This is a genomic window from Nereida sp. NH-UV-3 (assembly GCF_042939535.1).
Taxonomy (GTDB): domain Bacteria; phylum Pseudomonadota; class Alphaproteobacteria; order Rhodobacterales; family Rhodobacteraceae; genus Nereida; species Nereida ignava.
Genome location: NZ_CP132157.1, coordinates 2,079,361 through 2,101,564, shown reverse-complemented (window position 1 = coordinate 2,101,564; position 22,204 = coordinate 2,079,361). Strand labels below are relative to the sequence as shown.

At 55.1% G+C, this 22,204-nt stretch carries 19 protein-coding genes; 15 read left to right on the top strand and 4 right to left on the bottom strand.

Annotation, left to right across the window (positions count from 1 at the left end):
- Positions 1 to 15: 15 nt before the first annotated feature.
- From NeNHUV3_RS10365 to NeNHUV3_RS10335, 7 genes are all read left to right on the top strand, one after another.
- Positions 16 to 1,533 (top strand): ABC transporter ATP-binding protein, encoded by a 1,518-nt coding sequence (locus NeNHUV3_RS10365; RefSeq protein ID WP_391481275.1) that lies wholly within the window; start codon positions 16 to 18, stop codon positions 1,531 to 1,533.
- Complete coding sequence (locus tag NeNHUV3_RS10360; protein ID WP_391481273.1) at positions 1,526 to 2,623, top strand: ABC transporter permease; 1,098 nt, start codon at positions 1,526 to 1,528, stop codon at positions 2,621 to 2,623. Before NeNHUV3_RS10365 ends, NeNHUV3_RS10360 begins: the two co-directional genes overlap by 8 nt.
- A complete protein-coding gene (locus tag NeNHUV3_RS10355) occupies positions 2,623 to 3,555 on the top strand; it encodes an ABC transporter permease (protein WP_391481271.1) in 933 nt (310 codons plus the stop codon). The genes NeNHUV3_RS10360 and NeNHUV3_RS10355 overlap by 1 nt, the downstream gene beginning before the upstream one ends.
- A gap of 64 nt (positions 3,556 to 3,619) precedes the next feature.
- Positions 3,620 to 4,702, top strand: a complete 1,083-nt coding sequence (locus tag NeNHUV3_RS10350; RefSeq protein WP_048599402.1) for a BMP family ABC transporter substrate-binding protein — start codon at positions 3,620 to 3,622, stop codon at positions 4,700 to 4,702.
- Positions 4,703 to 5,036: 334 nt separating this feature from the next.
- Positions 5,037 to 5,303 (top strand): hypothetical protein, encoded by a 267-nt coding sequence (locus tag NeNHUV3_RS10345; protein ID WP_341245843.1) that lies wholly within the window; start codon positions 5,037 to 5,039, stop codon positions 5,301 to 5,303.
- Between the two features lie 8 nt (positions 5,304 to 5,311).
- Positions 5,312 to 6,106: a DUF6065 family protein gene (locus NeNHUV3_RS10340; protein ID WP_391481269.1), complete on the top strand. Its 795-nt coding sequence runs from the start codon at positions 5,312 to 5,314 to the stop codon at positions 6,104 to 6,106.
- Positions 6,054 to 7,229, top strand: a complete 1,176-nt coding sequence (locus NeNHUV3_RS10335) for an MFS transporter (protein WP_391481268.1) — start codon at positions 6,054 to 6,056, stop codon at positions 7,227 to 7,229. The genes NeNHUV3_RS10340 and NeNHUV3_RS10335 overlap by 53 nt, the downstream gene beginning before the upstream one ends.
- A gap of 4 nt (positions 7,230 to 7,233) precedes the next feature.
- Here the strand turns inward: NeNHUV3_RS10335 and NeNHUV3_RS10330 are convergent, their stop codons facing one another.
- Both NeNHUV3_RS10330 and NeNHUV3_RS10325 read right to left on the bottom strand, forming a co-directional pair.
- A complete protein-coding gene (locus NeNHUV3_RS10330; protein ID WP_391481266.1) occupies positions 7,234 to 9,732 on the bottom strand; it encodes an FAD-dependent oxidoreductase in 2,499 nt (832 codons plus the stop codon).
- A gap of 139 nt (positions 9,733 to 9,871) precedes the next feature.
- Entirely contained in the window at positions 9,872 to 10,858 is a 987-nt protein-coding gene (locus NeNHUV3_RS10325) for a 2-hydroxyacid dehydrogenase (protein ID WP_391481265.1), read from the bottom strand.
- Positions 10,859 to 10,999: 141 nt separating this feature from the next.
- Between NeNHUV3_RS10325 and NeNHUV3_RS10320 the strand changes: the two genes are divergently transcribed.
- On the top strand, positions 11,000 to 11,497 hold the full coding sequence (locus NeNHUV3_RS10320; protein ID WP_391481264.1) for an SH3 domain-containing protein: 498 nt from the start codon (positions 11,000 to 11,002) through the stop codon (positions 11,495 to 11,497).
- Positions 11,498 to 11,507: 10 nt separating this feature from the next.
- Here NeNHUV3_RS10320 and NeNHUV3_RS10315 read toward each other — a convergent pair whose 3' ends face one another.
- Together NeNHUV3_RS10315 and NeNHUV3_RS10310 are read right to left on the bottom strand one after the other, a co-directional pair.
- Positions 11,508 to 13,034 carry a cryptochrome/photolyase family protein gene (locus tag NeNHUV3_RS10315; protein WP_391481262.1) on the bottom strand — a complete coding sequence of 509 codons (1,527 nt, stop codon included), beginning with the start codon at positions 13,032 to 13,034 and terminating at the stop codon, positions 11,508 to 11,510.
- The gene (locus NeNHUV3_RS10310) at positions 13,028 to 13,693 is read right to left on the bottom strand and encodes an SDR family NAD(P)-dependent oxidoreductase (protein ID WP_391481261.1); all 666 of its coding nucleotides are present in this window, start codon (positions 13,691 to 13,693) and stop codon (positions 13,028 to 13,030) included. Before NeNHUV3_RS10310 ends, NeNHUV3_RS10315 begins: the two co-directional genes overlap by 7 nt.
- A 238-nt stretch (positions 13,694 to 13,931) precedes the next feature.
- Here NeNHUV3_RS10310 and NeNHUV3_RS10305 point away from each other — a divergent pair, with 238 nt between their 5' ends.
- From NeNHUV3_RS10305 to NeNHUV3_RS10275, 7 genes are all read left to right on the top strand, one after another.
- Positions 13,932 to 15,494 carry a 2-isopropylmalate synthase gene (locus NeNHUV3_RS10305; RefSeq protein ID WP_391481260.1) on the top strand — a complete coding sequence of 521 codons (1,563 nt, stop codon included), beginning with the start codon at positions 13,932 to 13,934 and terminating at the stop codon, positions 15,492 to 15,494.
- A 190-nt stretch (positions 15,495 to 15,684) separates the two neighbouring features.
- Positions 15,685 to 16,719: a rod shape-determining protein gene (locus NeNHUV3_RS10300; protein WP_048599392.1), complete on the top strand. Its 1,035-nt coding sequence runs from the start codon at positions 15,685 to 15,687 to the stop codon at positions 16,717 to 16,719.
- A 25-nt stretch (positions 16,720 to 16,744) separates the two neighbouring features.
- Entirely contained in the window at positions 16,745 to 17,659 is a 915-nt protein-coding gene (gene mreC / locus NeNHUV3_RS10295) for a rod shape-determining protein MreC (RefSeq protein ID WP_391481257.1), read from the top strand.
- Complete coding sequence (locus tag NeNHUV3_RS10290; RefSeq protein ID WP_391481256.1) at positions 17,652 to 18,191, top strand: rod shape-determining protein MreD; 540 nt, start codon at positions 17,652 to 17,654, stop codon at positions 18,189 to 18,191. The genes mreC and NeNHUV3_RS10290 overlap by 8 nt, the downstream gene beginning before the upstream one ends.
- On the top strand, positions 18,188 to 20,137 hold the full coding sequence (gene mrdA / locus NeNHUV3_RS10285) for a penicillin-binding protein 2 (RefSeq protein ID WP_391481255.1): 1,950 nt from the start codon (positions 18,188 to 18,190) through the stop codon (positions 20,135 to 20,137). Before NeNHUV3_RS10290 ends, mrdA begins: the two co-directional genes overlap by 4 nt.
- Entirely contained in the window at positions 20,134 to 21,273 is a 1,140-nt protein-coding gene (gene rodA, locus NeNHUV3_RS10280; RefSeq protein WP_391481254.1) for a rod shape-determining protein RodA, read from the top strand. The genes mrdA and rodA overlap by 4 nt, the downstream gene beginning before the upstream one ends.
- The gene (locus NeNHUV3_RS10275; protein WP_391481252.1) at positions 21,274 to 22,200 is read left to right on the top strand and encodes a 2-hydroxyacid dehydrogenase; all 927 of its coding nucleotides are present in this window, start codon (positions 21,274 to 21,276) and stop codon (positions 22,198 to 22,200) included.
- Positions 22,201 to 22,204: the final 4 nt, after the last annotated feature.

Genomic DNA, 22,204 nt, shown 5'->3' with positions numbered 1-22,204 from the left:
GACATTATTGCCCTTATGACACCCCCTTTGCTGACACTCACCGGGTTAACCAAATCCTATCCCGGCGTGGTCGCTAACGAAGACGTGAGCCTGACAATCGCCCGAGGCGAAGTGCATGCTTTGCTCGGTGAAAATGGGGCGGGGAAATCTACACTGGTCAAAATGATCTACGGCCTTGTCACGCCGGATGCGGGCCAAATGGTGTTGAACGGCAAGGCGTTTTCGCCAGACAAACCAAGCACAGCACGCACCGCAGGCATCGCGATGGTGTTTCAGCACTTTAGTCTTTTTGGCGCCCTGAGCGTTGCGGAAAACATCGCACTTGGCATGGAAAATCCGCCAAAAATGCGCGCGCTTGCCCAGCAGATCAGTAAGGTGTCCGATCAATTTGGCCTGCCGCTTGATCCATCCCGAATTGTTGGGGATCTGTCCGCCGGTGAGCGCCAGCGCGTTGAGATCATCCGGTGTCTTTTGCAGGACCCTAAGCTACTGATCATGGATGAGCCGACATCAGTTCTAACGCCGCAAGAGGTCGATGTTCTATTTGAGACCCTTCGCAAGCTGCGTGATGCAGGGACCTCTATACTTTATATTTCCCACAAACTCGAAGAAATCCGCGCGCTTTGTGATACGGCAACTGTCCTACGCCGCGGCAAGAACGTGGGCACATGTGTGCCGCGCGACACCTCGGCCCGCGATATGGCAGAGCTGATGGTCGGCAGCCGCCTTCATGATCCCGAACGGCGCGACCGGCCCAAAGGCGCCACCGTGTTAGACGTCACAAACCTAAGTGCCGCGTCGCACAGTGCGTTCGGCACCAGCCTCAAAGATGTCTCACTGAGCGTTTGCAAAGGTGAAATTCTGGGTATCGGCGGTGTCGCAGGCAACGGTCAGGACGAGCTGTTGGCCGCCCTATCTGGTGAAATTCGCACAAAGCGCGGGATGATCAGCCTTGATGGTCGCGATGTCGGGCATCTACCGCCGACCTCACGGCGCGCTCTTGGCACCCTTTCCGCCCCCGAGGAACGTTTGGGCCACGCCGCTGCGCCAGATATGTCGCTGATGGAAAATGCGTTTCTGTCCGCCGCAACACGCAAGGCACTGACCTCGCTTGGGTTCGCCAATTGGGGCAAGACCCGTGGCTATGCGGATGAGATCATTGCCCGTTTTGATGTGCGCACTCCGAACAACCAAGTGGCCGCGCGTGCGTTATCTGGCGGCAACCTGCAAAAATTCGTAGTAGGCCGCGAAATTCTACAAGACCCCGATGTGTTGGTGGTCAACCAGCCCACGTGGGGCGTTGATGCAAGTGCCGCCGCCGCCATCCGCCAGGCGCTTCTGGATATGGCCGATGCGGGTAAAGCGGTTGTTGTGATCAGCCAAGACCTTGATGAGCTTCTTGAAATCACCGACCGCTTTTGTGCGCTGAACGAAGGACGTCTGTCCGCGTCAGTGCCCACGACCGAATTGAGCGTGGAGAAAATTGGCCTGATGTTGGGCGGCGCGCATGACTTGGAGACGGCCAATGTATAAGCTTGAAAAGCGCCCGAACCCTTCGAACCTTTGGGCTTATCTCACGCCGTTTCTAGCACTTATTGCCACCATGATTGCCGGTGGCATTATGTTTTGGATGCTAGGCAAGCCCCCCGTTGATGCGATCCGTACGATCTTCTGGGACCCGCTCTTTAACGAGCAATTCGCGGCCTACTCACGCCCGCAGTTGTTGGTGAAAGCAGCGCCCCTGATCTTGATCGCGATTGGTCTGTCCATCGGCTTTAAGGCAGGCGTTTGGAACATTGGCGCAGAAGGGCAATATGTCATTGGCGCGTTGTGTGGTGCGGCGGTAGCACTGGCTGCTTATCCGCTTGAGGCATGGTGGATTTTCCCCGCTATGGTCATTGCTGGGGCAGTTGGCGGGTTTATTTGGGCCATGATCCCCGCCATGCTAAAAATCAAGCTGGGCACCAATGAAATCCTGGTCTCGCTGATGCTGGTCTATGTTGCGCTTGAACTGCTGTCTTCGATGTCCGTTGGCGTACTCCGCAACCCTGATGGCAACGGTTTTCCGGGATCACGCAACCTGCAACAATATGCTTCCGCTCATAACGCAGAAATTTGGCAAGGCAGTTCTGTCCACTGGGGCGTTGTCGCAGCGTTCAGCGCAGTTGTGCTGGCCTATGTGTTGATGTCCAAGCACCGTCTGGGCTTTCAGATCAAGCTTGCGGGTGCTGCGCCCAAAGCTGCGCGGTTTGCAGGTGTGAACCCCCACGTAATCACGGCGGTGTGCCTTGGTATTTCCGGCGCGTTGGCGGGCATGGCCGGTATGTTTGAGGTGGCAGGCCCAGCAGGACAAGTCAGCATTGATTTCGCATCAGGCTACGGGTTCACCGCGATCATCGTCGCCTTCTTGGGGCGTCTGAACCCGTGGGGTATTTTGGCCGCAGGCTTGTTAATGTCGCTGACCTACATCGGCGGTGAGCTTGCACAATTCATCATTGGCCTGCCGGCTTCGGCAATCTCAGCTTTCCAAGGGATGCTGCTCTTTTTCTTGCTGGCAGGTGAACTGCTGGTGAATTACCGCATTCGCCGCGCCGCACCGCGCACCGTAAAGGAAGCCGCATAATGGATTGGTCAGCGATTAACCCTGCGTTTTATGTGGCCTCGGTCATGGTTGCTGCAACCCCGCTTTTACTTGCAGCAATCGGTGAGTTGGTCGTTGAGAAAACCGGCGTTCTGAACCTTGGCGTCGAAGGCATGATGATCATTGGCGCAGTCTGTGGGTTCATCACAGCAGTTGAAACCGGATCGCCTTCATTGGGGTTTGTTGGTGGCGCACTTGGTGGTGCAGCCCTGTCCGTAGTCTTTGCTGTTTTAACCCAGTTCTTTTTGACCAGCCAAGTGCCCACGGGCCTTGCGCTTACCCTATTCGGCTTAGGCGCTTCCGCCATGGTCGGGCAAAGCTACGTGGGAATCGTCCCGCCAAAGATGCCACAACTGATGAGCGGCGCTGAGCTGAATGCGTTTGAGCGTATCGTTCTGGGCCATGACGCGATGCTTTACATCGGACTGGCGATCCCCGTGGCTGTATGGGCGGTTTTACGTTTTAGCCGATTGGGCCTAATTTTACGCGCGGTCGGCGAAGATCATAACGCTGCACATGCATTGGGTTATAAAGTGATGTGGATCCGCTTTGGTGCCATCGTGTTTGGTGGCGCATGTGCGGGTCTTGGTGGGGCGTATCTGTCGCTGGTACGCGTACCGCAGTGGACCGAAGGCATGACCACGGGTGCCGGTTGGATCGCGCTGGCACTTGTGGTTTTTGCAAGCTGGCGCCCGCTGTTGGTTATTCTAGGTGCCTATATTTTCGGCGGCATTGCCATTTTACAACTCAACCTACAGGCGGCGGGCAGTACAATTCCGGTGGAATACTTGTCTATGTCGCCGTATGTGATCACCATCTTCGTGCTGGTCTTGCTATCGGCGCTCCACAAATACGGCATCAGCCGTGCACAGGCACCTGCCATGCTCGGCCGTTCGTTTCACGCCTCTAATTAGAGGCAGCTTCACCCGCCTTCACAGCCGTGGGGGCTTTCACGCGTTAACCAATGGGGGGACCATCATGATCCTACGACGCACACTCCTGGCAGCAGCTGCCACTGCACTAGCACTCACCTCAGGCGCATTCGCCGACGGCCATGAAAAGCTCAAAGTGGGCTTTGTTTACGTGGGCTCCATCGGTGACGGTGGCTGGACATATGAGCACAACCAAAGCCGCCTCGCCGTTGACGAAGCATTCGGCGACAAAGTTGAAACTATCTACCAAGAAAGCGTTCCAGAAGGTGCGGACGCCGAGCGCGTGATGACACAGATGGCGCTTTCCGGTGCCAAGCTTATCTTCACGACCTCTTTTGGTTACATGGACCCAACGATCAATGTTGCGGCCAAATTCCCGGACGTGAAATTTGAGCACGCAACTGGCTACAAAACAGCCGATAACGTGTCGACCTACTCTGCGCGTTTCTACGAAGGCCGCGCCGTCCAAGGTCACATCGCAGGCAAGATGACCAAAACCAACAAAATTGGGTACATCGCATCTTTCCCAATCCCGGAAGTTATCCGTGGCATCAACTCAGCCTACCTGCACGCCAAGCGCGTTAACCCCGATGTAGAATTCAACATCATCTGGGCTTTCACATGGGAAGACCCTGCGAAAGAAGCAGACGCTGCAAAAACACTGATCGAGCAAGGCGCAGACGTGATCTTGCAACACACAGACACGACTGCACCTTTGACAGTTGCTGCTGAAAACGAAGGCGTCATCGGATTCGGCCAAGCCTCAGACATGGCTCAGTTCAAAGACGGACCGCGCGTTTCGTCCATCATCGACAACTGGGCGCCCTACTACATCGACCGCGTGAAAGCAGTCATGGACGGCACATGGGAAACTGTCCAAACTTGGGACGGCATCGACACAGGTATGGTTGAAATCGGTGAGATCACCGACCGCGTACCAGCCGACATCAAAGCAGAAGCCGAAGCGATGATCGAAGCGATGCGCACAGGCGCCTACCACCCGTTCACAGGCCCCATCAACAAGCAAGATGGAACACCTTGGTTGGCTGACGGCGAAGTAGCGGATGACGGCACATTGGCTGGCATGAGCTTCTACATTGAAGGTCTGACAGGCGACATCCCGCAATAAGCGGCACGTTCTTTCAAGACGAAGAAACCCGGCCTTTGAGCCGGGTTTTTTTATGGCCAGTTTGCCCCGCCCGAAGCGGCATTTTCTTTCGAATCATTTTCATGAACACAATTTAAACGGGAATTACACCTTTCGTAATTTGTCAAATGTGTAAACCATACATGAACTCATACCTTTGAATGTGACCCGGTTATCCACAGCATATAATGTGTGAATTCCCCCGCGTACACCACATGTAGTAAATATGGCACCTCCTCACTTTTAGCTTTTGACACGCATAGATTGTTCAGCAAGCGTCAGGTCACAGTCATCAACCAGTTCAGGAGTTACCCACATGACACGTTCCACAGCAGACAATGGCCTCGTTCACTTCGCAAACAAAGCACCTGCATTTGCACCAGATTTCGACCACGTAACCGACGCAGGCCGCGTTCACATCGCCAACAAATCACCGTCCTTCAAAACAGATTTTGCTGATACGCGTGATGCCGGAAATGTACCAATCGCTAATAAGTCACCTGCCTTCGCAACGGACGTTGCCGACACCGGAACTGTGCACATCGCCAACAAATCACCAGCGTTCAAAACGGCTGTCGCGTAGGTCGGCAGATGCTTGATTTCCAATCCCCACTTCAAGCCGACGCATCCGCCCTTGGTGCGTTGGCGAAGTTCTACCGAATGATCCCCGAGGTCAGCCTGCCCGTCCCCGCCGACGCCGCAGCAGGCGGCACCCTGCCACTGCGCGCCTACAGATATTGCGAGCCGATCCGCGTCGCATCGCAATTGGGGTGGTACGTGTTCGCACCCATGGATTTTTCTCTGATGTGGGACGGCACCCGTGTGCTTTGGCGCTATCCGGAGGCACCGGATTGGATGCCACTGGATGCAGCTCAATTCCCAAATTACGCGGCACAATTTGATGCGGATGCGCCGGATGATGTGAAGGGCTACTCACCCCCTTTTCTCGCCTCCGTTTTGCAACCGGGTGTCGTACAAATCTGGTCGGGGCTTATTGCAAAGACCGCCGCGGATTGGTGTGTTCTGGTCCGCGAACCTGCCAACCTGCCGCGCACGCAGCACATGGAAAGCTATGAAGGCGTGATCGAAACGGACCGCTGGTTTGGTCCCCTGTTTACCAATATTCGGATCACCAAGACCGATTGCCCTGTGGAGTTTAAGCGCGACCACCCCATGTTCACAATCCAACCGATCCATCGCACCATGCTTAGCGCACAAGTCCAAAAATCGACAATTAAGGTTGCGGCAATGGCTGATATGACCGACGATGATTGGGCAGAGTACCGCGCCACAATCGTAGAGCGCGTTGGTGAAAAGCGTGTTGTTGGTGAGTATGCAACCCAATCGCGCAAACGTAGGAAAAGTGACGATCGTGCACCTTCGTAATGCAAACACGTTTGCGATTTACGCGGCCAGCGTTGCCTATGTTATTGAAATTTCAACATTTCCGATCATCGTCAAAGCCCTAAGAATCGACTTAGAATTGGGCACAGACCAAGCGCTTTGGTTGATATCAGGATACAAAATCACGCTCATCATCGCCCTATTTGTCAGCGGTGCAGCGGGTGACAAAATTGGCAAAGAACGCGTCTTCACCTCAGGCGCGTTTCTCTTTTGTGCAGCTTCGGTTCTACTGCTTTTCGCCAGAACCGGCGAACAGATGATTATTCTAAGACTATTCCAAGGTGCAGGTGCCGGACTATTTTCACCGATGATCCCCGCACTTTTGGCAGCGAACCGCCCGCGTAACACGCTCAGGGCGCTAAGCTATTGGGGGATGATTACCGGAGCCGTCGCAGCCCTTTATCCATTTGGGGCGGCGTTTTTGACGGAAACATTCAGTTGGCGATATGGCTGGATGATCGTCCCTATTGTGACTGCAATCGCGGTCCTGCGCCCGCCAAAACCCCGAGGTCGCGCGCATCTTAAAACCAAAGCCAGCGCACCTTCGATCCGCCGCATATTAACTTTACCAGTGCTGTCCGTGCTGGGTTTCATCCTCATCAGCTACGGCATCTCCACATGGTTCATCGTGACGATTGCGCTATCTGACAAGATCGCGGCCCCTACCACAACAGTAGGTCTTTATATGTTTGTTATCTGGTCCGTTTTTGCGATCGGAAATTTCGGCGTGGCAAAGCTGAACAAACGCCTCCCGCCACAACTCCTACTCTACGCATCCGTTGTCTTAAACGGGGTGATGGCACTTTTATGGTTTAGCCAAAGCGACGCCCCACTAGTGATTTCATGCGTGGCTGTTGGGTTGTCGATGGCACTGTGCAACGCACCTACAACAGATCTAGCTTTCCGCCTGACTCCCAAAACCGCCCATGGCACAATCGCAAGTGCCGATATTATTGCGGCACGTCTTGGCGGGGCAATAGCCATCATGATACTGCCGCTTTCGCTGTGGCAGGCAGCACCTTTTGTGTTGGCAGCCGCCCTTGTCTCGCTTGTTACGGTTGCATACGCGACGGCCGCTGTTTCTTCAGCGCCCGCCGCAGCCTAGTGACTTAACCGTCCACCCGAATAGTTGCGTTTTTCGGATCATAGGGGCTGTCTTCAACGATGGTCGCGTCCCAAAGCTGATCAAACATTTTGACCTTCAGAACAGTACCAACTTCAGCGTGCTCTGGCTTGACGTAGCCCATGCCGATCGACTTGCCGAAGTGAACGGAATATCCGCCCGAGGTCAAACGCCCGACCCGCAGATCACCGGCATAAAGCGCCTCGCGGCCCCACGGGTCAGCGTCGTCTGGCCCATCGATAAGGAAGGTAACGCATTTGCTGCGCACACCAGTTTTCACCAAGGCGTCTTTGCCAAAGAAATCTTTCTCAAGGTCAATGAAACGCGGCAAGTCAGCCTCAAGTGGGGTCGCATCACGACCAAGCTCATTACCAAAGGCCCGGTAAGATTTCTCCTGACGAAGCCAGTTTTGGGCGCGTCCGCCGACCATCTTGAGGCCGTGCTTTTCGCCGGCTTTCTCAAGCAGATCAAACAAGTGGTTTTGCATTTCAATCGGGTGGTGCAATTCCCAACCCAGCTCACCTGTGTAAGCCACACGGATTGCCATCACCGGCACCATGCCAAGCTCAATATGCTTCATGCTAAGCCACGGAAAGCGCTTGTTGCACAGTGCTGTTTCAGGGTCAGCATCCTTGATGATCTCTTTCAAAAGATCACGGGACTTCGGGCCTGCCAAAGCGAAAACACCGTATTTCGTGGTGACATCATTAATCGCCACATAACCAACCTCAGGGATTTTATCCTCTGCGGCTTTGCGCAAATAATCACTATCGTAATCTGTCCAGGCACCCGCACTGACCAAATAGTAGTGATCCTCAGCCATACGAACGATGGTGTATTCAGTCCGCGTCGTTCCATGACTTGTCAGGGCATAGGTCAGATTGATCCGACCAACGCGCGGCAGCTTGTTACAAGTGAACCAATCAAGGAAAGCAGTCGCACCGGGGCCCTTAACTTCGTGCTTGGTAAACGCCGATGCATCCAAAAGACCGACGTCATTGCGCACGGCATTCGCTTCTTCAACTGCGTATTTCCACCAACCACCGCGGCGGAAGCTGCGCGATGCATGATCGTCAAAGCCGCCTTCCTCAGGTGTGGGGCCAAAGTAGTTCGGACGCTCAAAGCCATTCACAACACCAAACTGTGCGCCGCGCGCCGCCATCCGGTCATAACACGGAGCAGTACGCAGCGGACGGGCCACTTCGCGTTCTTCGTCCGGGTGGTGCAGAATGTAGACGTGCTCATAGCTTTCTTCATTCTTGCGCGCCGCATATTCTGTGGTCATCCAGCTGCCGTAGCGCTTGGGATCAAGTGAGGCCATGTCAATCTCGGCCTCGCCCTCAACCATCATCTGCGCCATGTAATGACCCGTGCCACCAGCAGCAGTAATGCCAAAGCTGAACCCTTCCGCCAGCCACATGTTACGCAGCCCTGGAGCAGGACCAACCAGCGGGTTGCCATCTGGTGTATAGCAAATCGGGCCGTTGAAATCATCCTTTAGGCCGACTTCTTCGCTGGACGGAATACGGTGGATGAAGCTCATATATTCTTCTTCGATCCGCTCAAGATCAAGCGGGAATAGATCGGCGCGGAAGCTATCAGGCACGCCAAACTCGAAACGTGCTGGGGCGTTGCGCTCATATGGCCCCAAAATCCAACCACCACGCTCTTCGCGCACATACCATTTGGCGTCTGCGTCGCGCAAAACAGGGTGTTCTGGGTTGTTTTTGCGCCACTCCACCAACATCGGGTCGGGCTCGGTTACAATAAACTGGTGCTCGACAGGGATCGCCGGAATTTTGATACCCAACAGCTTTGCGGTGCGTTGCGCGTGATTGCCAGTGGCCGTCACAACGTGCTCGGCGTGGATGACCATTGTCTCATCCGTTGAGATCAAATTGCCACCTTTGTCAGCCGTGCGCGTGCAGGTCACTTCCCACTCGTGGCCGTTCCAATGATAGCTGTCGACCTGCCATTTTCGTTCAATCGTCACGCCGTGTTGCCGCGCGCCTTTGGCCATCGCCATAGTGACGTCCGCGGGGTTAATATAACCATCGGTCGGGTGATAAATCGCACCAACAAGGTCCTCGGTGCGCACCAGCGGAAAACGCTCTTTGATCTGATCGGGGCTCATCCATTCGTAAGGCACACCGCAGGTCTCAGCGGTGCTGGCGTACAGCATATACTCGTCCATACGCTCTTTGGATTGCGCCATCCGCAAGTTACCGCACACCGAGAAACCCGCATTCAGGCCAGTCTCTTCCTCAAGGGTTTTGTAGAACTTGATGGAATAGTCGTGAATATGCGTGGTGGCATATGACATGTTGAAATACGGCAACAAGCCCGCTGCGTGCCAAGTTGAGCCGGATGTCAGCTCGTCCCGCTCAAGCAGAAGCGTGTCCCACCCCGCCTTACCCAAATGATAAGCGATAGACGTGCCAACGGCGCCGCCTCCAACAACAAGTGCTTTGACGTGGGTTTTCATATGTCCGACCTCCTTGGACGTGTCTTGGGATTACCTTCGCTCATCTGATGCGAACGCGGCGCAATCCAGCCGACCGAACACGCGCCAAAACCGACCTGCCCAACATCAGCAAGACACATCAGACGCAGCAAAACGGCCACTACAAGCTGGACGGAATCACCATATCCGGGGGGCGGAACCCATCCGCATGGGTGGAAATATTAAGCATGACACGCGCGCCCATTTCCTCACGGCCTTCCACTGTGGCAGAGGCCATATGGGGCAGCAAAACAACGTTCTTAAGCGCGCGAAGGCGTGGGTTTGGCTCTGCGCCACCCTCGTAAACATCAAGGCCCGCACCCGCAATCTCACCCGACCGAAGCATCCGCGTAAGGGCGTTCTCGTCGATCACATCACCGCGTGAGGTGTTTACAATAACCGCACTGGGTTTCATCAACGCCAAACGCCGCGCATTCATAATGTGGTAGGTGCTTGGGGTATGCGGACAGTGAATGGTCAAAATATCGACCTGCGCCAACATCTGGTTGAGACTGCTCCAGTACTTTGCGCCAAGATCGGCTTCAGTCTCGGGGCGCAGGCGATTACGGTTGTGATAGTGCACCTGCATCCCAAACGCGCGGGCGCGTCGCGCAACAGCCTGCCCAATACGGCCCATGCCCAAAATACCAAGAGAACGCCCGCCAATTTTGCCGCCTAACAGTGCAGTCGGCGACCAACCGTCCCAATCACCCGTTTGCATGACTGACAAACCCTCGGGGATGCGGCGCGTCACAGATAACATCAGCGCCAGCGTCATGTCCGCAGTATCTTCCGCCCCCACGCCTGGGGTATTGCTGACCATAATCCCGTTTGCGTGGGCCGCATTTACGTCAATGTGATCCGTCCCTGCGCCGTAATTTGCCACCAGTTTCAAACGCTCGCCGGCCTGTTCAAAAACAGCAGCATCAAGACGGTCGTTCACCGTGGGAACCAAAACATCAACGTCTTGCATCGCTGCAATCAGTTCATCGCGGCTCATAGGTGCATCGCTGTCGCGCACTGTTACGTCGAACAACTCTGACATGCGGTGCTCCACGGCTGCGGGCAACCGTCGCGTAACGACAACACTCAACCGTTTTCGTGACATCGACCAAATCTCCCACTTTGCCCAGACACCGCTTTCACCCTAGAGTGCAGTCAGAGCAAGCAAGGCACAAGACCTTGAATTTCACCATTCCATTTTCAGCGATCACCGCGCTGAAACGGATAACCACGCAGGCCGTAGATAATGAAGTCAGTTTTGCTGATCACAGCACTTCTTTTGTCCATTCAACTGGCAGGTCAAACTGCGAGTGCAGACGTGGGCCCTGTCACGGGCCTTCCAATGCCGCGCTTTGTGTCACTGAAAGCGAGTGAAGCAAATGTGCGCCGTGGTCCGTCCAAAACACATCGCATTGATTGGATTTTCAAACGCCGCGATATGCCGCTTCGTGTCATCGCGGAACATGGCCATTGGCGCCGTGTAGAAGACCGCGACGGCGTCGGCGGTTGGCTGCACTACTCACTTATTTCCGGCGTCAGAACAGTGATCATTGACGAAGACGCTGTTGAGCTGCGTCGCAAGCCAATGACCGATGCCCCCATTGCCGCGATGCTTGAGCGCGGCGTCGTAGCACGTCTTAATGAATGCACCGCAGACTGGTGCTCGATGCGGGCAGATGGCTACCGTGGTTGGGCACCGAAATCATCGTTCTGGGGTGTCGAGCGCGCCGAGATCATAGACTAACGCGTCCCGCTTAAATCACCTCACCACGGTCCAGCTTTGCCAATACCTCTGCGGCATCTGACAGCACAGTGTCGCGCCGTTCTTCGTCCATCCGCTCCCACACACGGTACATTTGGCCCATCCGCGGATTACCGCGAAACCGTTCTTCGTGACGGATCAAAAAGTCCCAGTAAAGAACGTTAAACGGACAGGCTGTCTCACCAGTTTTGGCTGTGACTTTATAATGACAGCCTTTACAGTAATCACTCATTTTGTTGATGTAGGAACCGCTTGAAACATAGGGCTTACTTGCGATGATCCCGCCGTCCGCAAATTGCGACATCCCGATCACATTGGGCGCTTCAACCCATTCATAAGCGTCGGCGTAAACAGCAAGATACCATTCATGGACCTGATGGGGATCGATGCCCGCGAGCAAGGCGAAATTCCCCGTGACCATAAGGCGTTGAATATGGTGCGCATAGGCGTCCCGCCCCGTTTGCTCGACCGCTTTTGACACGCACCGCATGCGGGTTTCACCGCCCCAATAAAACTCAGGCAGCACGCGCGAGTGTTCAAGGTAATTGCGCGAGGTGTACGAAGGGCCTTCCAGAAAATAGATGCCGCGCACATATTCGCGCCACCCCAGAATCTGGCGAATGAACCCTTCAACCGCGTTGATTGGCGCATCACCATCCGTAAATGCCTGCTCAGCCGCACGACAGATTTCAAGCGGGGTCAGCAAGCCAGCGTTCAAATAAAACGAGATCAGCCCGTGATACAAAAATGGCTCATCGCTCATCATCGCGTCTTGAAAATCACCGAACTTTGGCAAACCGAGCGCTACGAAGTGATGAAGCTGCTGCAATGCCTGATCACGGGTGACCGCAAACCAAAATGGCTCAAGATCGCCGAAATGATTATCAAAGCGCGACTTCACCAACGCTAAAACATCCTCCGTGATTTCATCGGGCTCAAACCGTAACGGCCCATCAAACGTCACCTCATCAGGGGCTGGCTTGCGGTTGTCATGATCGAAATTCCACTTGCCGCCGACAGGTTTGTCACCTTCCATCAACAGCCCCGTGTCACGGCGCATTTCGCGGTAGAAATATTCCATCCGCAGCTGCTTGCGTCCCTCGGCCCAATCCTCGAAGCGCTTGTGCGATGCGATGAAACGCGTGTCAGGTAAAACCGTCACTTCAAGCGGTGCGTCCTCAAGAGCGCTGATCAATCGCCACTCGCCACACTCAGTGCTAAGAACGCGGCTCGCGCCGGTATCAGAGGCCGCACGTAGCAACTCCCCTACGATCGAACCGGTGTTTTCAGCATCATCAAGCGCAGCGTAACGAACAGTCCAACCCGCCTCGCGCAACTCATGGGCGAAATGGCGCATCGCACTAAACAAAAATGCGATTTTCTTGGGGTGGTGGCGCACATAACTCGCCTCGTCAGCCACCTCGGCCATCACGATCACATCATCTGCTTTATCCGCGTGTTCAAGGGCGGAAAGCGTGTGCGTCAACTGATCTGCCAGAACAAGAACGAGATTTACCATGGCACTGTTTCTCCGGCCCAATCGAAAAATTCGCCCGTCTGTGCGGGGCTAAGCGCATCCAGAACGGCGGCAATGTTTGATGCGGCCTCGGCTGGCGGTACTGTTGCGTGACGGCCTGCGTATTTGGCGGTAAACGGCGTGGCCACGGTGCCCGGATGCAAAGCCACGACGATTGCGTCCTTGCGTTTGCGTGCAATTTCGATGGCGGCAGTATGCACAATCTGGTTGGCCGCTGCTTTGGCAGCGCGGTAGCTGTACCAGCCACCCATCCGGTTATCACCAATTGAGCCCACCCGCGCGGTAAGAACCGCAAAGACAGACCGGCCAGTTTTGGGCAGAAGGTGACTGGCGTATTTCAAGCACAGCGCAGGCCCGATGGCGTTAACCGCAAATTGATCCGCCATGGCCGAGGCCTCAATCGCCGCTAACTGCTTTTCCGGCTCAGCGCCGTCGATGTTCAGCGCGCCTGTTGCCACAATGATTGTATCAAACGTCCCCTCAAGGGCACCCAAAACGCGGGCCACACTTGGCTCATCACGCAAATCCAAGCCATCAGCACTGCGCGACAGTCCCGTAACCTGCACGCCTTGCGCTTCAAAATGTTTCGTCAGCGCGCGGCCAATGCCGCCAGACGCCCCAATGATCAATGCTTTTTTCATGAGCCATCACCTAGGGCCAATCCAAAATCTGCCCATCGCCTTTTTGACAATTTTGATGATTTTCCAAAACACACTTCACAATCGCGCGTCCCCGTTTATAACGATGACCATGATGACACGATCGAACATCCTTCTAGACCTACTACGTCTTAGCCTGCGCTGAGCGTGCCTGTCGGTGCGCCCGCTCAGCAGGGTTCGTCACCGACACTTTTCCAAAACACCAAATAGGACCAAGACGATGGCACAAGACCGCGTAGTAATTTTTGACACAACTTTGCGCGACGGAGAACAGTCTCCTGGCGCGACCATGACCCATGAAGAAAAGCTCGAGATTGCAGGCTTGCTCGATGATATGGGCGTCGACATCATTGAGGCGGGTTTTCCAATCGCTTCTGAGGGTGATTTCGCCGCTGTCAGCGAGATTGCCAAGAATTCTAAAAACTCTGTAATTTGCGGATTGGCACGCGCCAATTTCAAAGATATCGACCGCTGCCATGAGGCTGTGAAACATGCCGCACAACCGCGCATCCACACGTTCATTGGCACCTCACCTTTGCACAGGGCCATTCCAAACCTGACCAAAGACGAAATGGCCGAGCGTATCCACGATACCGTGACACACGCGCGCAATCTCACCGACAATGTGCAATGGTCGCCTATGGATGCCACACGTACCGAGTGGGATTACCTGTGCCGCGTTGTTGAGATCGCAATCAAGGCGGGTGCCACAACAATCAACATCCCCGATACCGTTGGCTACACCGCACCACGCGAAAGTGCTGATTTGATTACGCGCTTGATCGCCACGGTGCCCGGCGCCGACGAGGTTATCTTTGCGACCCACTGCCACAATGATTTGGGCATGGCGACCGCGAACGCGTTAGCAGCCGTTGAAGGCGGTGCGCGTCAGATCGAATGTACAATCAACGGTCTGGGCGAGCGTGCGGGCAACACGGCCCTCGAAGAAGTTGTGATGGCCATGAAAGTCCGCAACGACATCATGCCCTACACCACAGGGATCGACAGCACCAAGATCATGAACTTGTCGCGCCGCGTCTCCGCGGTATCGGGCTTTATGGTGCAGCCTAACAAAGCAATCGTTGGCAAAAACGCGTTTGCGCATGAATCTGGCATCCACCAAGATGGCATGCTGAAAAACGCTGAGACTTTTGAGATCATGCGCCCCGCGGATGTGGGTTTGGCCGAGACAAACATCGTCATGGGCAAACACTCTGGCCGCGCTGCGTTGCGCTCCAAACTTGCGGATTTGGGATTTGAGTTGGCCGATAACGAGCTGAAGGACGTGTTCGTACGGTTCAAAGCGCTCGCTGATCGCAAGAAAGAAATCTACGACGAAGACCTGATTGCGTTGATGCAGACCAGCGCCACTGCGGGAAATAACGCGCTTGAATTGGTCTCGCTCAAGGTTGTTTGCGGCACAGACGGTCCGCAAGAAGCCACGATGGTCCTGAATGTTGAAGGCACCGACAAAGAGGTAACAGCCACAGGTGACGGCCCAGTTGACGCTACATTCAACGCGGTCAAAGAACTGTCCCCGCACCGCGCGCGCTTGCAGCTTTACCAAGTCCAAGCGGTGACCGAAGGCACTGACGCACAGGCAACAGTCTCTGTACGGATGGAAGAAGAAGGCCGGATCGCCACGGGCCAATCCGCAGACACGGACACCGTCGTAGCCTCTGCAAAAGCCTATATCATGGCACTGAACCGCTTGATTGCACGGCGTGGCCAAGACGAGCCGGGCTATGACACCAAGGGCGTCAGCTACAAAGACCAATCCTAAGCGGCGGCTTCCTGCTTAGGCACATCATCACACGCTTGAGAGTGGGCCCACGACAGGGCACACACAGAGGGGACGGCGCAGGCCTTCCCCTCTTTATCCTGCGAGGGGACGCGCATATAACTGTCAAAAGTGGATGATGAGGCCGAGTCGCACCGCGTGCAGCGAGCCGCGACATAAGGGAAGTCGATATATGTTTGGATTAAGTGTGTTTTCGTCGGATATGGCGATCGATTTGGGCACTGCTAACACGCTGGTCTATGTCAAAGGCAAGGGTGTTATCTTGTCTGAGCCTTCTGTTGTGGCCTACCAAGTCAAAGACGGTGTTAAGAAAGTGTTGGCAGTTGGCGAAGACGCCAAACTTATGCTGGGTCGTACGCCCGGCTCGATTGAGGCCATTCGCCCCATGCGGGACGGTGTAATTGCCGATTTTGATGTGGCCGAGGAAATGATTAAGCACTTCATTCGCAAAGTTCACAAACGCTCGACCCTTTCCAAACCAAAGATTATTGTCTGCGTTCCGCATGGCGCTACGCCTGTTGAGAAACGTGCAATTCGCCAGTCAGTTTTGTCTGCAGGCGCACGCCGCGCAGGTCTGATTGCCGAGCCTATCGCCGCCGCTATCGGTGCAGGCATGCCCATTACGGACCCGACAGGCAACATGGTTGTCGACATCGGTGGTGGAACGACCGAGGTTGCGGTTCTGTCGCTGGGTGACATCGTTTACGCCCGCTCTGTGCGCGTTGGCGGTGACCGTATGGACGAGGCAATCATCAACTACCTGCGCCGACAGCAAAACCTTTTGATCGGTGAGGCAACTGCTGAGCGCATCAAAACAACCATTGGTACCGCGCGGATGCCTGATGACGGGCGCGGCCAGTCGATCCCAATTCGCGGACGCGACTTGCTGAACGGTGTGCCCAAAGAAATTGAGATTTCTCAGGCACAAGTCGCCGAAGCGCTGGCTGAGCCCGTGCAACAAATCTGCGACAGCGTCATGACCGCCCTTGAAGCAACCCCCCCCGATCTGGCAGCAGACATTGTCGACCGCGGCGTGATGCTGACTGGAGGTGGTGCCCTTTTGGGTGAGCTGGATCTTGCACTGCGTGAGCAAACGGGACTGGCTATTTCTGTCGCCGATGAAAGTCTGAACTGTGTGGCGCTAGGCACTGGTAAGGCGCTTGAATATGAGCACAAGCTACGCCACGTCATTGATTACGATAGCTAATTCTTCATCACCAAAGGGGTGACCCTTGGCACGAGACCGCACCACGGCTGACGATTATTCCCGCCCCCTCCGGCGTATGCTTGTGGGGATTTTGGTGGTGTTGTTGCTTGGGATGTATTTGCTGTGGCGCATTGATAGTCCGCGTGTTGAACGGCTGCGCATCGCGATGATCGACCGTTTTGTACCATCGATGGATTGGGCCATGGCACCGGTGACGGGGCTTACCAATATTGCGCGGGATTTTCAAAGCTACACCCGTATCTATGAGCAAAACCAAGACCTGCGCCGTGAATTGCAGCAGATGAAAGCGTGGCGTGAGGCCGCGTTGCAGCTTGAGCAAGAAAACGCCCGCCTGCTTGATCTGAACAAAGTCCGTATTGATGCAAAGCTGACCCATGTGACAGGAGTTGTCACCGCCGATAGCGGCTCGCCGTTTCGCCAATCCGTGCTGCTGAACGTTGGGGCGCGCGATGGCATTATGGACGGCTGGGCCACGATGGACGGCATTGGCCTTGTTGGGCGGATCAACGGCGTTGGCCAAAACACGTCGCGGGTGATTTTGTTGACAGACACCAACAGCCGCATTCCCGTGACAGTCCAGCCGTCAGGACAACGCGCCATTCTGGTGGGCGATAATGAGGCAGCGCCAACTCTTGAGTTGATCGAAAACCGCGATCTGGTGCGCCCAGGTGATCGCGTTGTAACAAGCGGCGACGGCAAAGTTTTCCCTGCCGGCTTGCTGGTAGGTCAAGTTGCTCAAAGCCCCGACCGCCGTTTACGGGCGCGGCTTGCAGCAGATTATGAACGGCTGAAGTTTCTACGCGTCTTGCGCAGTCATGACGGGGAACTGATCGAGGACCAAGGCACCCTGTTGGCTGGCCCCCAAATGCAGCAGAGCGATGAAAAGGCAGATGCACAAACGGGGGCCACAGATGGCTGATGTTTTGCTCAATCCTAAATGGGGCTATCGGTTTTTGCTTTTACTGTTGTGCGCAGTCATTCTGTTTTTGAACCTTTTGCCAATCAACACAGCGCCACGGGCATGGGGTGCGCCTGATTTAATCGCGTGCCTGATATTTGCGTGGACCCTGCGCCGCCCAAGTTATGCCCCAACGATCTTGGTCGCTTTGATCGCATTCAGCGCGGACATGATCCTGCAACGCCCACCGGGTCTTTTTGCAGCAGCTTTTCTGATCGCCAATGAGTTTTTGCGCAGTCGTGCCGCAGACATCAGCACAGGCACATTTACCGTTGAATGGGCATATGTTGCGCTTGCGCTTACCGCCGCTGTGCTTTTTGAGCGCGTGCTGCTCAACATCACTTTGGTCGACACCAATCCGCTCCGCCTTACGCTGACCCAGCTTGTGATCACTTTGCTGGCCTACCCCGCCGTTGCTGCGTTTTGCCACTTTGCCCTGAAACTGCGGTTTCAATCACCCTCTGATGTGCGGATGGAGGGGGCGACCCAATGAAGAAGCCCCGTAAAGATCCGTCCGAGAATACCGGTCTCACCACCCGGCGGGCCGTCATCATGGGTGGCGCGCAACTGGCCGTTATGGGCGTTTTGGGCCTGAGGATGCGAGAGTTACAGGTCAAACAGGCGGATCAATATCGTCTTTTGGCCGAAGAAAACCGCATCAATATTCGGCTTTTGCCCCCCGCACGCGGCCAGATATTTGACCGCACGGGCTTTCCGATCGCAGTGAATGAGCCGAACTACCGCATCACGATCGTGCGCGAAGATGCAGGCGACATCGACGAAGTGCTGTATCGGCTTTCACGGATCGTATCACTCAGCCCCGAGAAAATTGATGAGACCAAAGCCGAGCTAAAGCGCCGCTCTCCGTTTGTGCCGGTGACAATTCTGGACCGGCTAAGCTGGGATGACGTGGCCGAGGTTTCCGCAAACGCGCCTGCTTTGCCCGGTGTTACCGCTGATTTGGGCCTTTCGCGTGCATACCCTATGGGGGCCGATTTTGCCCATGTGATTGGCTACGTTGGTCCTGTGTCGGACGTTGACCTTAACCGCATTGAGGACCCTGATCCGCTGTTGCAGATCCCGCGTTTCCAGATTGGCAAAACGGGTGTTGAGTTAAAAGAAGAGCGTGAGCTGCGCGGTAAAGCCGGCACCAAACGCATCGAAGTTAACGCCGTGGGCCGTGTGATCCGTGAGTTGGACCGCGAAGAAGCGCTTGCGGGACAAGACATACAGCTGACCATCGACACAGAGCTTCAAAATTGGGTGCAAGCGCGCCTCGCCGGAGAGGCCGCATCCGCAGTCATTATGGATGTGCAGACCGGCGATTTATTGGCAATTGGCTCTGCGCCCACGTTTGACCCCAACTTGTTTGTTCGCGGGATTTCCACCACCGACTACAATGCCCTGCTGAATGATCCCTACCGCCCGTTCAGATCGAAAGCGGTTCAAGACATTTACCCACCAGGGTCCACGTTCAAAATGATCACTGCCCTTGCCGCTTTTGAAGCGGGGCTCGTGGATGCCAATGAAACTGTGCGCTGCGTCGGGCATAAAGAAGTTGCGGATACACGGTTTCATTGCTGGAAGCGCGCGGGCCATGGCAATGTGGATTTGTTCAAATCAATCACCGAAAGCTGTGACGTCTACTACTACGATCTGGCTCTTCGGGTGGGCATCGACAACATCGCCGAGATGGCGCGCAAACTTGGGGTTGGTGTCCGTCATGATATCCCGATGTCTGCGGTTGCCAGCGGGCTGGCACCTGACAAAGCGTGGAAGCGAGAAGTGCGCGATCAAGATTGGCGCATCGGCGACACGGTCAACGCCTCAATCGGGCAAGGGTATGTCTTGTCTTCCCCGCTGCAATTGGCAGTTATGACAGCGCGCCTTGCAACGGGCAAAAGTGTTGAGCCACGATTGATCAAATCCCGTGACGGCGTTGAGACAGATATCTCAGGCGGGCAGGACCTTGGCATCACGGGCAGTACCCTCGATACAATTCGCCGGTCCATGTATGCTGTTTCAAACGAGCGCCGTGGGACCGGATACCGCTCAAGAACTGTCAATGCTGCGTTCAAAATGGCTGGAAAAACCGGCACAAGTCAGGTCCGGCGGATCACTGCGGCGGAACGGGCACGGGGCGTCACGCGTAACCAAGACTTGCCATGGGAACGGCGTGACCACGCGCTTTGGGTCAATTATGCGCCTTTTGATAACCCTCGGATCGCTGTCAGCGTGATCGTGGAACACGGCGGTGGCGGGTCAACTGCGGCCGCACCAATTGGCCGCGATATCACTCTGCGTGCGCTTTACGGAGACACACCGCCGCTCAGCGCCTACCCTAATGCGGCCCGCGCAGATGTGCGCAACACGTTCCGTCAGATGGAGGCGCTTTTGCGCAGCCTTGATAGCGACCGCAATCAGGGGACAAAAGCATGAGCTATCTTGAGTACTCCGTGCGCCAAATTCCCACAGGTCCGCGCAAATTGCTGTATCTGAACTGGCCTTTGGTTCTGATGATCACAGCCGTCGCGAGCATCGGTTTCTTGATGCTTTATTCGGTGGCTGGTGGGTCGTGGACACCTTGGGCAATGGCCCAAGTTCAGCGCTTCGCCTTGGGCATGACCTTGATGTTCATTGTCGCCATGGTTCCCATTTGGTTTTGGCGCAATACCGCAGGATTGGCATTTGCGGGAACGCTAGTGTTGCTCTTGATCGTCGAGTTTTTGGGCGACGTCGGTGGCGGATCACAACGCTGGATCGATCTTGGCTTTATGCGGCTGCAACCCTCGGAACTTGCCAAAATCACCCTCGTGATGTTGCTTGCCGCCTACTATGACTGGCTACCGCGAGAAAAAACCTCACGGCCATTTTGGATTGTCGTACCCCTCTTTTTCATAATGCTACCGGTCTTTTTGGTGTTGCGACAACCCGACCTCGGAACATCGCTTTTGTTGATCATGGGCGGCGGTATGATGATGTGGTTTGCTGGTGTGCACTGGGGATATTTTGCAGCTGTGATCAGCAGCTCAGTTGGGGTCGTATTTGCTGTTTTCCAATCACGCGGCACTGATTGGCAGCTTTTGAAAAACTACCAATATGACCGTATTGATACATTTCTGGACCCTTCATCTAACCCACTTGGCACCGGATACCACATCACCCAGTCCAAAATTGCTCTTGGGTCTGGCGGCTGGACCGGACGGGGCTTTATGCAAGGCACCCAATCGCGGCTTAACTTTTTGCCTGAAAAACACACAGACTTTATTTTCACGACACTGGCCGAAGAGTTCGGCTTTGTAGGCGCGTTTTCATTGCTACTGCTCTACGGGCTGATTGTTATTTTTTGTGTGGTCTCAGCAGCCAAAACAAAAGACCGTTTTGCACAGTTGGTCAGCCTTGGAATTGCCGGTACGTTCTTTTTGTTTTTCGCCGTTAACATGGCGATGGTGATGGGGCTTGCACCAGTGGTCGGCGTCCCGTTACCGTTGGTAAGCTACGGCGGATCAGCCATGTTAGTGCTGCTCGTCGCATTCGGAATTGTGCAATCCGCACACGTACACAGGGCACGATAAATGAAGATCATCTTTGCAGGTACTGACGACCATTGGAGCCACTATCAAACCACCCTACCGGCGGCCTTCAAACGCGCAGAAATTGATGCGTCAATCACCCGTGATCTTGAAACCCATAACGCAGACTACATCATTTTCGCACCCAATGGGCCATTAAGTGACTTCACACCCTACACGAAAACTAAGGCCGTCCTGAACCTTTGGGCCGGTGTCGAAACGATTGTTGGCAATGCAACTCTGACCCAACCGCTGGTGCGGATGATTGATCACGGTCTAACCCAAGGCATGGTAGAATGGGTCAGCGCCCATAGCCTGCGTTATCACGTAGGAATGGACGCTCATATTCACGGCCAAGACGGGACATGGCGCAACACAAGTTGGCCGCCCTTGGTTGAGACACGCCGCGTCACAGTTCTTGGCATGGGGGCGTTGGGAACGGCCTGTGCCCAAGCTTTACGGTCAATTGGGTTTCCCGTCACCGGTTGGAGCCGTACACAAAAAACCATCGATGGTATAAATTGCCTTTCAGGTGATGCGGGACTGGATCAAGCACTTCGCACCGCTGATATTCTTGTCCTCCTTCTGCCCCTCACAAATGAAACGAACAATCTTCTGGACGCAGAAAAACTAGCTCTGCTGCCAGACGGTGCGTTCCTGCTGAACCCCGGCCGCGGGCCCTTGATCGATGACGAGGCGCTGCTCGCTGCACTGGACAAAAATATCGCGCATGCGACCCTTGATGTGTTCAACACAGAACCGTTGCCAACGGATCACCCATATTGGGCCCACCGCCAAGTAACTGTCACGCCTCATATCGCCAGCGTCACACGCGCGGCCACGGCTGCGGATGCGATCGCACGCAATATCGTTCGTATCGAAAATGGCCAAACGCCTATCGGCCTTGTGGACAGAACAGCAGGGTACTAACGAA